Origin of the sequence: Streptomyces specialis, from assembly GCF_001493375.1 — a bacterium.
GTDB classification, from domain to species: domain Bacteria; phylum Actinomycetota; class Actinomycetes; order Streptomycetales; family Streptomycetaceae; genus Streptomyces; species Streptomyces specialis.
Map to the genome: position 1 here is coordinate 476,303 of NZ_LN929894.1, position 14,274 is coordinate 490,576.

The 14,274-nt window shown below is 73.7% G+C and carries 16 protein-coding genes; 10 read left to right on the top strand and 6 right to left on the bottom strand.

The window, feature by feature from the left end:
* The first annotated feature begins 35 nt into the window (after nucleotides 1-35).
* The 4 genes from BN2279_RS14200 to BN2279_RS14215 all read left to right on the top strand — a co-directional run bounded on the left by BN2279_RS14200 (nucleotide 36) and on the right by BN2279_RS14215 (nucleotide 4,708).
* Nucleotides 36-1,442 carry a hypothetical protein gene (locus tag BN2279_RS14200; RefSeq protein WP_159037221.1) on the top strand — a complete coding sequence of 469 codons (1,407 nt, stop codon included), beginning with the start codon at nucleotides 36-38 and terminating at the stop codon, nucleotides 1,440-1,442.
* A gap of 292 nt (nucleotides 1,443-1,734) precedes the next feature.
* Nucleotides 1,735-3,333, top strand: a complete 1,599-nt coding sequence (locus tag BN2279_RS14205; protein ID WP_059009464.1) for an ABC-F family ATP-binding cassette domain-containing protein — start codon at nucleotides 1,735-1,737, stop codon at nucleotides 3,331-3,333.
* Nucleotides 3,334-3,633: 300 nt separating this feature from the next.
* Nucleotides 3,634-3,858, top strand: a complete 225-nt coding sequence (locus BN2279_RS14210; RefSeq protein WP_059009466.1) for a helix-turn-helix domain-containing protein — start codon at nucleotides 3,634-3,636, stop codon at nucleotides 3,856-3,858.
* Nucleotides 3,859-3,928: 70 nt separating this feature from the next.
* Nucleotides 3,929-4,708 (top strand): enoyl-CoA hydratase/isomerase family protein, encoded by a 780-nt coding sequence (locus BN2279_RS14215; protein WP_059009467.1) that lies wholly within the window; start codon nucleotides 3,929-3,931, stop codon nucleotides 4,706-4,708.
* Between the two features lie 8 nt (nucleotides 4,709-4,716).
* On the opposite strand, the gene BN2279_RS14220 is transcribed toward BN2279_RS14215, so the two are convergent.
* Nucleotides 4,717-5,409: a hypothetical protein gene (locus BN2279_RS14220; protein ID WP_059009469.1), complete on the bottom strand. Its 693-nt coding sequence runs from the start codon at nucleotides 5,407-5,409 to the stop codon at nucleotides 4,717-4,719.
* Between the two features lie 243 nt (nucleotides 5,410-5,652).
* Here BN2279_RS14220 and BN2279_RS14225 point away from each other — a divergent pair, with 243 nt between their 5' ends.
* Genes BN2279_RS14225 through amaP form a run of 5 tightly spaced genes read left to right on the top strand, consistent with a single transcriptional unit; the run spans nucleotide 5,653 to nucleotide 8,049 of the window.
* Nucleotides 5,653-6,087, top strand: coding sequence for an Asp23/Gls24 family envelope stress response protein (locus BN2279_RS14225; RefSeq protein ID WP_234347863.1), 435 nt, complete (start codon nucleotides 5,653-5,655; stop codon nucleotides 6,085-6,087).
* Nucleotides 6,088-6,114: 27 nt separating this feature from the next.
* The gene (locus BN2279_RS14230) at nucleotides 6,115-6,309 is read left to right on the top strand and encodes a hypothetical protein (RefSeq protein WP_059009473.1); all 195 of its coding nucleotides are present in this window, start codon (nucleotides 6,115-6,117) and stop codon (nucleotides 6,307-6,309) included.
* Between the two features lie 5 nt (nucleotides 6,310-6,314).
* Nucleotides 6,315-6,740 (top strand): Asp23/Gls24 family envelope stress response protein, encoded by a 426-nt coding sequence (locus BN2279_RS14235; RefSeq protein WP_234347822.1) that lies wholly within the window; start codon nucleotides 6,315-6,317, stop codon nucleotides 6,738-6,740.
* Nucleotides 6,737-7,429, top strand: coding sequence for a DUF6286 domain-containing protein (locus BN2279_RS14240; RefSeq protein WP_059009474.1), 693 nt, complete (start codon nucleotides 6,737-6,739; stop codon nucleotides 7,427-7,429). The genes BN2279_RS14235 and BN2279_RS14240 overlap by 4 nt, the downstream gene beginning before the upstream one ends.
* Nucleotides 7,430-7,452: 23 nt before the next feature.
* Nucleotides 7,453-8,049: an alkaline shock response membrane anchor protein AmaP gene (amaP, locus tag BN2279_RS14245; protein ID WP_059009476.1), complete on the top strand. Its 597-nt coding sequence runs from the start codon at nucleotides 7,453-7,455 to the stop codon at nucleotides 8,047-8,049.
* A 956-nt stretch (nucleotides 8,050-9,005) separates the two neighbouring features.
* Here amaP and BN2279_RS14250 read toward each other — a convergent pair.
* Nucleotides 9,006-9,848, bottom strand: a complete 843-nt coding sequence (locus tag BN2279_RS14250; protein ID WP_059009478.1) for an SURF1 family cytochrome oxidase biogenesis protein — start codon at nucleotides 9,846-9,848, stop codon at nucleotides 9,006-9,008.
* Nucleotides 9,849-9,873: 25 nt separating this feature from the next.
* Nucleotides 9,874-10,893: a DEDDh family exonuclease gene (locus BN2279_RS14255; RefSeq protein WP_059009702.1), complete on the bottom strand. Its 1,020-nt coding sequence runs from the start codon at nucleotides 10,891-10,893 to the stop codon at nucleotides 9,874-9,876.
* Between the two features lie 147 nt (nucleotides 10,894-11,040).
* Here BN2279_RS14255 and moaA point away from each other — a divergent pair, with 147 nt between their 5' ends.
* Nucleotides 11,041-12,030, top strand: a complete 990-nt coding sequence (gene moaA, locus BN2279_RS14260; protein WP_059009480.1) for a GTP 3',8-cyclase MoaA — start codon at nucleotides 11,041-11,043, stop codon at nucleotides 12,028-12,030.
* Here the strand turns inward: moaA and BN2279_RS14265 are convergent.
* The 3 genes from BN2279_RS14265 to tyrS all read right to left on the bottom strand — a co-directional run bounded on the left by BN2279_RS14265 (nucleotide 12,013) and on the right by tyrS (nucleotide 14,262).
* Nucleotides 12,013-12,255 (bottom strand): hypothetical protein, encoded by a 243-nt coding sequence (locus BN2279_RS14265; protein ID WP_059009482.1) that lies wholly within the window; start codon nucleotides 12,253-12,255, stop codon nucleotides 12,013-12,015. The genes moaA and BN2279_RS14265 overlap by 18 nt on opposite strands.
* Before the next feature lie 232 nt (nucleotides 12,256-12,487).
* Nucleotides 12,488-12,853 carry a DUF3099 domain-containing protein gene (locus BN2279_RS14270; protein ID WP_234347823.1) on the bottom strand — a complete coding sequence of 122 codons (366 nt, stop codon included), beginning with the start codon at nucleotides 12,851-12,853 and terminating at the stop codon, nucleotides 12,488-12,490.
* A gap of 11 nt (nucleotides 12,854-12,864) precedes the next feature.
* On the bottom strand, nucleotides 12,865-14,262 hold the full coding sequence (tyrS, locus tag BN2279_RS14275; protein ID WP_059009484.1) for a tyrosine--tRNA ligase: 1,398 nt from the start codon (nucleotides 14,260-14,262) through the stop codon (nucleotides 12,865-12,867).
* Between the last annotated feature and the right edge of the window lie 12 nt (nucleotides 14,263-14,274).

Consider the following 14,274-nt stretch of genomic DNA (forward strand, 5'->3'; position numbering starts at 1 on the left):
TGGGCTTTCGCGGCCCCAGCGGTGAAACTGCTCACGTGACGTCCCGAACTCCGCGTGAGCCCCGGTTGCGACTTGTCCCACAAACGCCTCAACAGCGCGCCGCCGCGTACCGGCGCACGCCCCTCGGCAGACGTACTCCCGCCCCACCGCCCCGGGGCGTCGCCCCGCAGGACCAGCTCGCCCGCCAGGCCCGCGCGCTCCTGACCGACGCGGTCCGCCTCGCCCACTGGGCGCAGCGCACCGGCCGCTCGCCGGAGGCCGCCGCCGACCAGGCCGCGGCGGACCTCGGCCTGACCCGGAACGCGGTCCGGGACCAGTGGGGACGCGCCCGCCTCGCCGGCCTGATCGAGCAGGCCCCCGACGCCGCCGACGGCGGGGTCCGCGCCGGCTGGCGGCTGCGGGCCTGGCACCGCGACGACACGGCGGCCCTGCGCGGCTGGGTAGCCCTCTTCGACGCCTGGTCCCTGGCCCGCCCCGCGCCACCGGACGCCGACCCCGGCACGGTGGCCGACGTCGTCGCCGCCGTCCCGCAGCTCCTGTCCGTGATGCAGCTCTCCGACGGACCGGTCACCGCGGCGGGCCTGATCGCCCTGCTCCTCCAGCGCATCAAGGAACTGCGCGCCGACCGCGATCCGGCCGCCGACCCGGCCCGGCCGGCCGACCCGCACGACCCCCGGGGCATAACGACGGCCCCCCCCGACGAACTCGTCCGCCCCCTCGGCTGGGCCCGGGACGCCCTCGCCTCGGTCGGCGCCCTCCCCCCCCACGCACGCGGCCGGCAGCCCGTACGGGCCCGCCTCACCGAGCTGGGGAGCTGGGCCATGTGGACCAAGCTCGAACACATCTGCATCGCCGCCCAGAGCCCGGCCGGGAACATCGAACAGTCCGCCGTCGCCATGCTGCGCGGCTGCGCCAGCCTCACCCCCGGCCCGGCCCGCGCCGAGTACCGCGCCTGGCTCGCCGCCCGCCCCACCGGCCCGGCCGTCACCGAGCTGCTCGACGCCGCCCGCGGCGAGGACGCCCTGATCCGCGGCCTCGCCTTCGAGGCCCTGCGCGTCGTCGGCGCGCCCGCCCTGCCCGCGATACGGACCGCCGCCGCCGAACCCGTCCTGCGCCCGTACGCGCTGCTGTGGCTGGCCGACCACGAGGCGGGCGACCCGCGCGACGCCACCGACGACCCGCTGGACGTCCTCACCCGCGCCGAGGCCACCTGGCTCTGGGTGGACACCGCCTCCGCCGCCCACGAGCACGGCGCCGAGCACCTGCTGCTCGACCACCTCGACGCCGCCCCCCAGCCCTCCGTCACCGAACTGGTCGACGAGATCCGCGTCTGCGGCCACCCCCGCACCGTCCAGGTGCGGGGGTGGCCGCAGACGCGGATCTCGTCGACCAGTTCGGTGACGGAGGGCTGGGGGGCGGCGTCGAGGATGCGGATTGATTAGGTGGATGTGAAAGGCTCGTGCGCAAACGGGCAGGGGCATCTGTTTCTTCAGGAATGGGGGGCACGACAAGAGCTACCCTATCCACTTCGTGGGCGGCGTCAGATGTATATAGGGAACAACCGCTCCTCCGCGCTCCCCGCCGCGCACCCGGCCGCGCGCGGAAAACGCGTTGCGCCACGCCGTTAGAATGCTTCGCATGGACACGGACACACCGCACATCGCGCACTAGCGGACGTACCCCCGCAGCCCGCAGGCCCGTACGTCCAGTCCCGCCCGCCTCTGGAGTCCGTCCATGATCACCGCCACCGGCATCGAGTTGCGCGCCGGAGCCCGCATCCTCATCGAGTCCGCGTCCTTCCGCATCGCCACCGGCGACCGCATCGGCCTCGTCGGCCGCAACGGCGCCGGCAAGACCACCCTGACCAAGTGCCTGGCCGGTGAGGGCACCCCGGCCGCCGGCACCATCACCCGCGGCGGAGAGGTCGGCTACCTGCCGCAGGACCCGCGCACCGGTGACCTCGACATCCTCGCCCGCGACCGCATCCTCGCCGCCCGCGGCCTGGACAGCGTCCTGCGCGGCATGCGCGAGAACGAGCAGCTCATGGCCAGCGGCCAGGGCGCCGTCCAGGACCGCGCGATGAAGAAGTACGAGCGGCTGGAGACCGAGTTCCTCACCCGCGGCGGCTACGCGGCCGAGGCCGAGGCCGCCACCATCGCCGCCAGCCTCGGCCTGCCCGACCGGGTACTGGGCCAGCCCCTGCACACGCTCTCCGGTGGCCAGCGCCGCCGCGTCGAGCTGGCCCGCATCCTGTTCTCGGACGCCGACACGCTGCTCCTCGACGAGCCGACGAACCACCTCGACGCCGACTCCATCGTCTGGCTGCGGGACTTCCTCAAGACCTACCGCGGCGGCCTGGTCGTCATCTCCCACGACATCGCCCTGATCGAGACCGTCGTCAACAAGGTGTTCTACCTGGACGCCGCCCGGTCCCAGATCGACGTCTACAACATGGGCTGGAAGCAGTACCAGATCCAGCGCGAGGCCGACGAGAAGCGCCGCAAGCGCGAGCGCGCCAACGCCGAGAAGAAGGCCGCCGCCCTCAACGCCCAGGCCGACAAGATGCGCGCCAAGGCCACCAAGGCGGTCGCCGCGCAGAACATGGCCCGCCGCGCCGAGCGGCTGCTGTCGGGCCTGGAGTCCGAGCGCCAGGCCGACAAGGTCGCCCGGCTCCGCTTCCCCGACCCGGCGCCGTGCGGCAAGACCCCTCTCACCGCCGAGGGCCTGTCCAAGTCGTACGGGTCGCTGGAGATCTTCACCGACGTCTCCCTCGCCATCGACAAGGGCTCCCGCGTCGTCATCCTCGGCCTCAACGGCGCGGGCAAGACGACGCTGCTGCGGCTGCTCGCCGGTGTCGAGAAGCCCGACACCGGCCAGGTCACGCCCGGCCACGGCCTGAAGCTGGGGTACTACGCGCAGGAGCACGAGACCCTCGACCCCGACCGCACCGTGCTGGAGAACATGCGGTCGTCCGCCCCCGACCTGGACATGGTGGAGGTGCGCAAGACGCTCGGCTCGTTCCTCTTCTCCGGCGACGACGTGGACAAGCCGGCCGGGGTCCTGTCCGGCGGCGAGAAGACCCGCCTGGCGCTGGCGACCCTGGTGGTCTCCTCCGCCAACGTGCTGCTGCTGGACGAGCCGACCAACAACCTCGACCCCGCCAGCCGCGAGGAGATCCTCGGCGCGCTGCGCGGCTTCACGGGCGCGGTCGTCCTCGTCACGCACGACGAGGGCGCCGTGGACGCGCTCCAGCCGGAACGGATCATCCTGCTCCCGGACGGCGTCGAGGACCTGTGGAGCGCCGACTACGCCGATCTGGTCGCCCTCGCTTGAGCCCCCCGGGGTCCGTCGTTTGTGATCATGCCCGGTGGATCATTCGGCCCACGCTTGATCAGTCATCTGAGTGAGGGCCGACGTATCCCGGCGTGTCGCCGCGACGGCGCCGGGGCGCGCCCTGGCACCGCGTTGACCTGCGCCTTCGCCGTCCCGGACGGGGGGCTGGGGACCCGTTTGCCCCGGCCGTAAGCGGAGTCTGCGGTCCGCTTGTCGTATGGACGTGTACGAATGGGTGGCCAGGAAGATGGATAGGGGTGATCATGAGAGTCCAGAGCGCACTTCCATGAGGAGGCACGGGTGGCCGAGACTCTGAAGAAGGGCAGCCGGGTGACCGGCCCCGCGCGCGAGCAGCTCGCCGCGGATTTGAAGCGTAAGTACGAGTCGGGCGCGAGTATCCGCGCGCTGGCCGAGGAGACCGGCCGGTCGTACGGCTTCGTGCACCGCATGCTCAGCGAGGCCGATGTGACCCTCCGCGGCCGTGGCGGCGCCACGCGCGGCAAGAAGGCCGCCCCGACCCCCTGACGCGCGACGCGCGCCGACGGGTTACTCTGCGGACAGAAATTACCGCTGAGTAACTCACGGAGGGGCCCCGATGAGCCTGCTCGACAGGGACGGCGTGCGCGTCACCGTCCACAAGGCCGTGGCGACGGTCACGCTCGCCAACGGCGCCAAGCGCAACGCCCAGACCCCGGCGCTGTGGCGGGCCCTGGCCGAGACCGGCCGGATCCTGCCCGGCGACGTCCGCGTCGTCGTCCTCCGCGCCGAGGGCGCCTCCTTCTCCGCCGGGCTCGACCGCCGCGCGTTCACGCCCGAAGGCATCGACGGCGAGCTGAACTTCATCGAGCTGGCGCGTGAGAGCGACGACGTTCTCGACGCGACCATCGCCACCTACCAGGAGGCGTTCACCTGGTGGCGCCGCAACGATCTGGTGACCGTCGCGGCGGTCCAGGGCCACGCGGTGGGCGCCGGATTCCAGCTCGCCCTCGCCTGCGACCTGCGGGTCTGTGCCGACGACGCCCAGTTCTCCATGCGCGAGACGTCCCTCGGCCTGGTCCCCGACCTGACCGGCACCCACCCCCTGGTCTCCCTGGTGGGCTACGCCCGCGCCCTGGAGATCTGCGCGACGGGCCGCTTCGTGCACGCCGCCGAGGCCGAACGCATCGGCCTGGCCAACATCGTGGTCCCCGCCGCCGACCTCACCGCCGCGACCGACGACCTGGTCGCCGCCCTCATCGCCGCGCCCCGCGACGCCCTGATCGAGACGAAGGCCCTGCTGCGCGCGGCCCCGGAGCGCACCTACGACGCCCAGCGCGCGGCGGAACGAGCCGCCCAGGCCCGCCGCCTCCGCGACCTGGCCGGCTTCGCCGAGTAACGGTCCGCTCAGGCCGGTGCGCGGATCTCCCCGATCAGCACGGTCACCGGGGCCTCCGTCACCGCCGTCACCGCCGAGGCGGCGGCCCGGGCCACGTCCACGGCGCGGCGCGACGCGTCGGCCGTGAGCTGCACGCGGACGCCTCCGGCCGTGACCTCCACGCCGCGCGACGGGCCGCCCACCGCGCCGGACAGGCCCAGCACGCCGGGAACGGCCAGCACCGCCGCCGCCACCGCCGCGCCCGTGCCCGACGCGGGCCCCACGCCCGGCGCGGGCGGCTCCGGGGCGGCGGCCACGTCCGGCGGCGGCGCCTGGGGCAGCAGGCCGCTCACCTCCACGTCGACGGCCACCACATCGAGCCCCAGCCGCTCGTCCGCCGCGGCCGTCAGCGCCGCCCGCACCTCGGCGGCGGAGTCGGTCAGCGGCCGGTCCGCGCCCACCGCGACGCTCGCCCCGATCCGCAGCGGCCCCGGCGGCAGCGCGCTCGGCGGCGGCGGCACCACGGCCTCGCCCCCGTCACCCGCCGGACCGATCCGCAGCCCCTCGGCCCGCACACCGGGCAGCGCCGCCACCGCCCGCAGCAGCGCCGCGCCCGCCGCGCGCTCCGTCACCCAGGCGCCGTCCTCCGGCAGCCCGAGCGGCAGCAGCCGGCCGAGGCCCAACTGCCGCCGCACCTCCCGCAACAGGGGATCCGAACCCATGTCCGCCCACCTTCGTCTACCCCGGCCGCCATCAACCGTCCGGAGTGGGGTACACAGCATCTCGTACGCATGGACCGCCCGGACGGGGGTTCGTTCCACCGCCACCCGTTCGGGATGCGCCATCGCGTGGAGTGTCCGTGCGGGCACTTAGGGTGGCATTGGGGTGGCGGGCCCGACCGCCGCCAGGAAAGGGGCGAAGGCGAAGTGACCGAGACCAGCACGGAGGGGACGAACACCACCACCATCGACGGTCCCGGCCGTCAGGTGGCCCGCCGCGGCAGCGGCGATCCGGCCACCCGGGGACGGACCACCATCGCGGACGGAGTGGTGGCGAAGATCGCGGGCATGGCGGCGCGGGACGTCGTCGGCGTCCACGCCATGGGCAGCGGGCTGGCCCGCACGTTCGGCGCGGTCCGCGACCGGGTCCCCGGCGCGAGCAAGTCCGCGACGCGCGGCGTGAAGGCCGAGGTCGGTGAGGTGCAGACCGCTCTCGATCTCGAAATCGTTGTGGAGTACGGCGTTTCCATCGCCGATGTTTCCCGTACGGTACGGGAGAACGTCATCGCGGCCGTCGAGCGGATGACCGGTCTCGAAGTCGTCGAGGTCAACATCAACGTGGGCGACGTGAATCTGCCCGAGGGCGAAGAGGACGACGACGAGCGGCCTCCGCTGCAGTAGCGGCCGGCAGCGGAGCGGGAGCACATCATGAGCATGGCTGTGGTCGGCATGATCGCCGGCATGGCGCTGGGCTTCGCCGGGTATTTCGGCGGCTTCGGGGCGTTCCTGCTGGTGGCGTCGCTGGGCACCATCGGGTTCTTCGCGGGCCGGTTCGCCGACGGCGACCTGGAGCCGGGTGACTTCTTCCGTCCCCGGGACCGCGACGACCACCGGCGGCGGTGACCGGCGTGGCGGACGGGAGCGACGTGGCGGACCCGGGCGCGGCGGCGGTCGCGGTGCCGCCGGCGGACCGCGGCGTGACGCGGATCGCCGAACGCGTCGTGGCGAAGCTCGCGGCCCAGGCGGCCCGCGAGGCGCTGCGCGGCGACGCCGACGCGTCGGCGCCGCGCCACCGTGGCGCCGGGCCGCAGGCCACCGCCGTGATCAGCCGCCCGCCCGGCGGCGACGGCACGGGCGGCCTCGCGCGCGTCCGTGTCGCCGTCGAGCTGGGCTACCCTTCCGACATCGGAGCCCAGTGCCGCTCCATTCGTCGTCATATCACCGAGAAGGTCCGGGAGTTGGCCGGAATGGAGACCTCCGACGTGCTGGTCGCCGTGGAGCGGCTGCACTCCGCCCACTTCCACGGCGACGCCACCTCCGGGAGGGTCCAGTGAGCGAACCGGCGCACGACCCGGAGGACGGCACGGGCGCGCCCACGCTGGAGAAGATCCCGGCGACGGCGGAGGAGACCGAGGCCGAGGCGGGCGGCATGTCCCAGGCCACCTCCGCCGCGCGTTTCGACCCGGACGGCGGGAGCGACGGGCCCGCCGGCCGGTTCTGGTCCGTGCGCCGGGTGCCGGCGACCCTCGTCGGCACGGTCGTCCTCGGGGCGTCCGGCCTCCTGCTGTACGACGTCGCGAACGTCCGGGCCGAGCGCCCGGCCGCCGAGTGGCGCCGCAGGCTCGCCGACGAGCTGGCCACCCGCCCGTTCGACGACCCGTGGGTCGTCTCGGGCGCCGCCGCCGCCATGCTGATCGGCGTCTGGCTCATGGCCCTCGCCGTCACCCCGGGGCTGCGCGGCCTGCTGCCGATGCGGCAGGAGAGCGACGCGATGCGCGCCGGGATAGAACGGTCCGCCGCCGCCATGGTGCTCCAGGCGCGGGCCATGGAGGTCTCCGGTGTCCAGACGGTCCGCGTCACGGTCGGCCGCCGTCGCGTCCGCGTCTCCACCGAGGCGCACTTCAGGGAGCTGGACGTCGTCCGCTCCGACCTCGACGCCGTGCTCGAGCAGGGCATCAGGGACCTGGGCCTGGCCCGGCAGCCCGCGCTCAGCGTGCACGTCCGCCGCCCGCCGAAGCGCTGAGCCAGAAAGAGAAGCCGGAGACCATGCTGCGCGTCGTGAACCGGGTCCTGATCGGCCTGACCGGTCTCGTCCTCTTCTGCACCGGCCTCGCGGCCGTCGTCGCCGCCCTCGACGTGCCCCACCGGATGGGCGTCGACATGCCGGACGGCTGGTCCTGGCGCGCCCCAGAGGACGTGCTGCTGACCCACGCCGACCGCACGCAGTGGCGCGGCGAGAGCTGGTGGTGGCCCGTGGTCATCGGCGGCCTCGCGCTGCTGGTGCTGCTCGCACTGGGGTGGCTGCTGGCCCAGCTCCGCAGGCGTCGCCTCACCGAGATCCTGGTCGACAGCGGCGACGGCGTGGGCGCCCTGCTGCGCGGCCGGGCCATGGAGGACGTGGTGGCCGCCGAGTCGGAAGCCCTGCCGGGCATCGACCGCGCCCGGGTCACCCTGATCGGCCGCCGCGACCGCCCCCGCATAAGGATCGGCCTGCTGCTCACCCCCCAGGCGAGCCCCGCCACCCTGGTCCACCGCCTGCGCACCGAAGCGGTCGACCACGCCCGCCTCTCCGCCGGCCTCCCGGCCCTCCCCACTGAGGCCCGCCTCCGCGCCACGAAACACACCCCGGAACGGGTGAGCTGAAGCCGCCCCGCCGTGCCTTCCCCACGGCGACCGTCCCGTGGGCTGCGCGGGTCACGCCCCCGTGTCCGGCCGGGCCTTCCCCCCGGTGGCGCGTCCCCGCGCCGCGAAACACTTCTCGAAAGCCCGCTTCCAGGGCTGCGCCCGTGTGCCCGGCGGATGCGCCGGTCTCTGCCGTGGAGGCCCGTTCCATGCGGCGTGCCCCCGGGGGGCGAAGCCGGTCGGCGGTTGTCCCGTGGACCGCGCGGCTGACGCCTGCGTGTCCGGCCGGTCTGCCGGGCCTTCCCCACTGAGGCCCGCCTCCGCGCCACGAAACACACCCCGGAACGGGGGCGCTGAAGCCGCCCCGCCCTTTCGCCGCGCCTTCCCCACAGCAGGCCGCACGGCGACCGTCCCGTGGGCTGCGCGGGTCACGCCCCCGTGTCCGGCCGGGCCTTCCCCCCGGCGGCGCGTCTCCGTGCCGGGAAGCGCTCCCCGGCACGGGTGAGCTGAAGCTGCCCCCCGCCCTCGCCGTGCCTTACCTACGCAGGCCCGCCTCCGTTCCGCACAGCGACCGTCGCGTGGACCGCGCGGCTGGCGCCTGCGTGTCCGGCCGGTCTGCCGGGCCTTCCCCCCTGGCGGCCCCTCTCCGCGTCGGTAAGCACTCTCCGGGGGCCCGCTCTCGGGGCTGGACCCGTGTGTCCGGCCGCTCTGCCGGGCCTTCCCCCCTGACGGCCCCTCTCCGCGTCGGTAAGCACTCTCCGGGGGCCCGCTCTCGGGGCTGGACCCGTGTGTCCGGCCGCTCTGCCGGGCCTTCCCCAGTGCACCCCGTCCCCGCGCCGGGAAGCGCGCTCTCCGGGGCCCGCTCCCCGCGTGGCGGACGGGCTTGCCCCGCGGAGGTGCGCTCCGTGCGGCGCTCCCCAGGGCTGACGTCGGCGGGCCTGCCACGGGGCCCGCTTACGCGCTCACGCCCCCGGGGCTCACCCGGCGGAAGTCGCCCCCACCGACTCCTCGGGCCGGGCGGCAGCGCCGGGCGTTCCGGGCCGGCCGGGCTTCTTCGCCTCGCGGGCCCGCGTGTCCTGGACCTCGCGTCGCAGCAGCAGGAACCAGCCCACCGGCACGCCCCCGGCGAACATCCACCACTGGATCGCGTAGGCGAAATGCGACCCGATCCCCGTGTGGTCCGGCTCCGGCAGCAACTCCGGCTGCTCGTCCGCGTCCGCCGGGGCCGGGGAGGTCTCCGTCAGCTCCAGATAGCCGCCGAGCATCGGCATGCCCGCCGCCTCGGCCCGCTCCTGGCTGTCGATCATCATGATCATGCCGTCCGGCAGCCCGTCACGGTCCCTGATGCCGGTCGTCCCGCTGCTCTCGTCTGCCATCAGCCGCCCGGTCACCGTCACCTCGCCCCGGGGCGGCTCCGCCACGTCCGGCAGCCGCGTGTAGTCGTCACCCGCGGGCACGAAGCCCCGGTTCACCACCACGCCCGTGCCGTCCGCCTGCACCAGCGGCGTGAGCACGTAGTACCCGACCTCGCCGTTCTCGTTCGTCCGCTGCCGGACCACCACCTGGGCGTCCGTGTCGTACACCCCGGTCGCCGTCACCGGCCGGTACCGGTCGTCGGGGTCGGGCGCGCCGCCCGGCGTCGTCAGCTCGCTCATCGGCACCGGATCGGCGGACAGGCTGTCGCTGATCAGGTCGTTCCGCTCCACCCGCTGCTCGTGGCGGTGGAGCTGCCAGAAACCCAGCCAGATCAGGCACGGGATCATGGCCAGGGCGACGAGGGTGAGGAGCACCCACTGCCGGGTCAGCAGAAACCGGTACACAACCACCGACCGTACCGGAGCGGTCTCAGTCCCCGGCCGCCGGGGCCGCCGGAGCCACGTCGCGCAGGAGCTGGGTGAACGCCGCCTCGTCCAGGATCGGCGTGCCGTACTCCCGCGCCCGCGCCACCTTCGTGGTCGCCGCCCCCGGGTCGTTGCTCACCAGCAGGCTCGTCCGCCGCGACACGCTCGTCGCGACGTGCAGCCCCGCCTCGACGGCCTGGTCCTCCAGCACGTCGCGCTCCACCGACGTGTCACCCGAAAAGGCGACCCGCATGCCCTGCGTCAGCCGCCCGCCCGGCTCGTACCGCCCGGGGTTGGGGTGCGGGCACGGCGGGCGCCGCCGCGTCTGCCGCCACCCGGGCCGCCACGCCGTCCGGGCGGCCCGCTCCGCGCCTTCCGCACCGGCCGGGGACTGGGTCCACCCGGTGATCGGCAGACACGCCAGGAGCGGCAGCCGCAGCCCCCGCGCCGCCGCCCGGTGCAGGCTCGGCCGGAACGCCTCGGCCAGCACCCTGGCGTCGTCCAGCGCGTGGTGCGCGCGCCGCTGCGTGACCCCGAAGTGCGCGGCCAGCGTCTCCAACTTGTGGTTCGGCAGCGGCAGTTCCAGCTTCTTCGACAGCAGGATCGTGCACAGCCGCTGCTCGACGGGCACGGTCAGGGAGGCCCGCGCGAACTCGCGGGCGATCATCGACCAGTCGAACATCGCGTTGTGCGCGACGAGCACCCGGCCCGCCAGCCGCTCCGCGAACTCCCCGGCGATCTCCGGGAAGAGCGGCGCGTCCGCGAGCATCGCGGCCGTGAGCCCGTGGATCCAGGTGGGCCCGGGATCGCGCTGCGGGTTCACCGTCGTGTACCAGTGGTCCTCGACCTCGCCGGTGGCCGTCAGCCGGTAGACCGCGGCGGACACGATGCGGTCCTCGCGCGCGAGACCGGTCGTCTCGACGTCCACCACGGCATAACCGTCCGGATAGTCCGCCGGCCAGATCCGGGCGTCGGACTGCTGGGCCGGGACGCGGGCCACGGCCGCCTGGTGGTCTTCGAGCATGGTCACCGAGGATACGTGCCCACACCGACACCGGCCGTACCACGGGCCGGAGTTGAGTCACCGTCGGAAACGGCGAAGGCCCCTATATCACCCCATCCTCCCTAGATCAACTCCCGGCCGGGCCGCGCGTCGCGTACGCTGCCCCCCATGTTGCTCGACACCTACGGGCGGACCGCCACCGACCTGCGGGTCTCGCTGACCGACAGGTGCAACCTCCGCTGCACGTACTGCATGCCGGAGGAGGGGCTGTCCTGGCTGGCGAAGCCCGACCTCCTCACGGACGACGAGATCGTCCGGCTGGTGGGGATAGCCGTCACGCGGCTCGGCGTGACCGAGGTCCGGTTCACCGGCGGCGAGCCGCTGCTGCGCCCCGGCCTGGTCGGCATCGTCGCCCGCTGCGCCGCGCTCAGGCCCCGGCCGACGCTCTCCCTGACCACCAACGGCATCGGCCTGGAACGGACGGCCACCGCCCTCCGCGCGGCCGGACTGGACCGGGTCAACGTCTCGCTGGACACCACCGACCCCGCCGTCTTCGAGCGCATCACCCGCCGCAAGCGCCACGGCGACGTGCTGCGCGGCCTGGCCGCCGCCAAGGCCGCCGGGCTCACTCCCGTCAAGGTCAACGCGGTGCTGATGCCGGGCCTCAACGACACGGAGGCCCCCGACCTGCTCGCCTGGGCCGTCGAGCGGGGCTACGAGCTGCGGTTCATCGAGCAGATGCCGTTGGACGCCCAGCACGGCTGGCAGCGCGCGGACATGATCACCGCCGGGGACATCCTGGCGTCCCTGCGGACCCGTTTCACCCTCACTCCGGAGCACGACGCCGAACGCGGCTCGGCCCCGGCCGAACGCTGGCTGGTCGACGGCGGCCCGCATCGCGTCGGCGTCATCGCCTCCGTCACCCGCCCGTTCTGCCGTACCTGCGACCGCACCCGGCTGACCGCCGACGGGCAGGTCCGCACGTGCCTGTTCGCCCGCGAGGAGTCCGACCTGCGCGGCGCCCTGCGGTCCGGCGCGGACGACGCGGAGATGGCGCGACGGTGGCAGGCCGCGATGTGGGGCAAGAAGGCCGGCTCGGGTCTGGACGACCCGGCGTTCGTGCAGCCGCGGCGCCCCATGTCAGCGATCGGCGGCTGACTTCTCCCACTCGGCGAGCGGCACGACGTCCTTGAGGAAACCCCGCAGCCCGAGGAACTTCGACAGGTGCTCGCGGTGGTCCTCGCACGCCAGCCAGGTCTTGCGGCGCTCCGGCGTGTGCAGCTTCGGGTTGTTCCAGGCGAGCACCCACCCGGCCGTCCGGCGGCAGTCCTTCGCCGAGCAGATCAGCGGGTCACGCGGGGATTCGCTCGTCACATCCGGCACAGAACCCCTCCAGAATCATCACGGACAAAGGGCGACGCCGGGCAGCCACGGGGGGAGCCGCCCGGCGTCGGTCCGTCGCTCCGACGGGGGATACGGAGCGCTCTTGAAGTATGACATGCAATGCACCCACCGATGCACCCGAAGGTCCGAATTGGGCCGGGCTTTTCCTGACCTTGACGCCGCTCCGGCGCGCCGGAACTCGCAACTCCATTTGTGATCATCGAGCTTGGTGTCAGGCGTCGGTTTCGGGTGCCGGAACCGGGCCCCCCGGAGGCAGCGACCGCCGGGCGGCACCCGGCAGATGCGTGGAGGGCAGCGACGGCACGTTCTCCCGGCCCGCGTTGGCGATCACCACCGCCACGTATGGCAGCACCGCGCCCAGCACCAGCGTCACGGCCGCCAGCGGCGTGCTCACGTGCCACAGCAGGACCGTGAGGAGCACCGCCACGGTACGGATCAGCATCGAGATGACGTAGCGGCGCTGCCGCCCGCGCACATCGTCGTCCAGGCTCTGCCGGGCCTGGGTGATCCGGTAGACCGCCGTCGGCCCGGTCGCCGTCCTGCGTCGCAGGCTCATCGCCATCGCCACCACCACCATCCGTCTCCAGGCTAGCCCCGGATCAGCGCCAGCTTGCGGCCGGCCTTGAGGTAGATCCCGTCCGGCGTCCCACCCGCCGAGGCGAGCTGCTCGGCGACGACCTCACCCAGCGGGCGCAGGGCGTCCGCCTCCGGCAGCACGACGGAGGTCTGGTCCCCGCCGGTCTCCATCACCAGCCGCAGGCCGTTCTGCTTGGCCAGCCGCCGGGCGGCCGAGGCGCTCGGCGTGAACTCCAGGACCTTGCTGAGCACCGTCGCGATGCCCTCGCCGCCGTGCTCGGCCAGACCGACCTCGGGCAGCGTGGCGACATCCGTGAAACTCTTCCGCGAGAACTGCGCGGTGAAACCGGCGCGCGCCGCCATCGCCGCCTCGACCCCGTGCAGCACGGCGACGACCTCGCCGGCCAGGACCTTCTTCAGGTCCATCGGGTGCAGCGAGCCGTCCGCCAGCCGCGCGCTCACCGCCGCCAGCTCGGTGTCGGTCCACTCGGTCCACGCCCGCAGGTAGGGCTCCATGAGCCGGTCCGGCACCGACATGACCTTGCCGAACACGTCATCGGCGGGGGAGGAGAGCGCGACGTAGTTCCCCTTCGACTTCGACATCTTCGCGCCGGAGCCGTCCGTGCCCTCGATGAGCGGCATGGTGACGATCATCTGCGGCTCCAGGCCGTAGATCTCCATCACGCGGCGGCCCATCTGGATGTTGAGCAACTGGTCCGCGCCGCCCAGCTCCACGTCCGCGTCGATCTCCGCGGAGTCGATGGCCATGGCGACGGGGTAGATCAGCTCCGACATCGACAGCCCGTGCCCGGCGTCCAGACGGGTGCGGAAGTCGTCGCGCTGGAGCAGCGCGGACGCCGACACCTGGGAGAGGATGCCGATGAGCTTCGGCAGCGTGACCCCGGCCAGCCACTCGCTGTTGTGCCGGACGCGGACCCGCTCGAAGTCGAAGAACGGCTTCACCTGCGACCGGTACCCGGCCAGGTTCCGCGCGATGTCCTCGTCCGTGAGCGGCGGGCGCTCGCTGGACCGGCCCGACGGGTCACCGATCTTGGCGGTGATGTCGCCGATGATCAGCGTGACGTCGTGGCCCATCCGCTGGAACCGGCTGAGCACGATGATCGGCACCGCGTGCCCGAGGTGGACGTCCACGGCCGTGGGGTCGATGCCGAGCTTGATGTGCAGGGCGCCCTTGCTCCCGATCCGCTCGGCGAGCTTCTCGACGGACGGCAGCACGTCGACGGCCCGCGACGCGATCAGCCCGGCCTGCTCGGCGGGGGAGAGGTCCGTCAGATCCAGATAACGCCGGGCGCCGGTCTCCTCCAGCAACTGCCGCACGATGGTGTCGGAGGAGAGATCCTGAGCCAGCAGCGCGGAAGCGCGCTGCACGGATGCGCCGAGGCGTGTCACGTCATTGTCCTG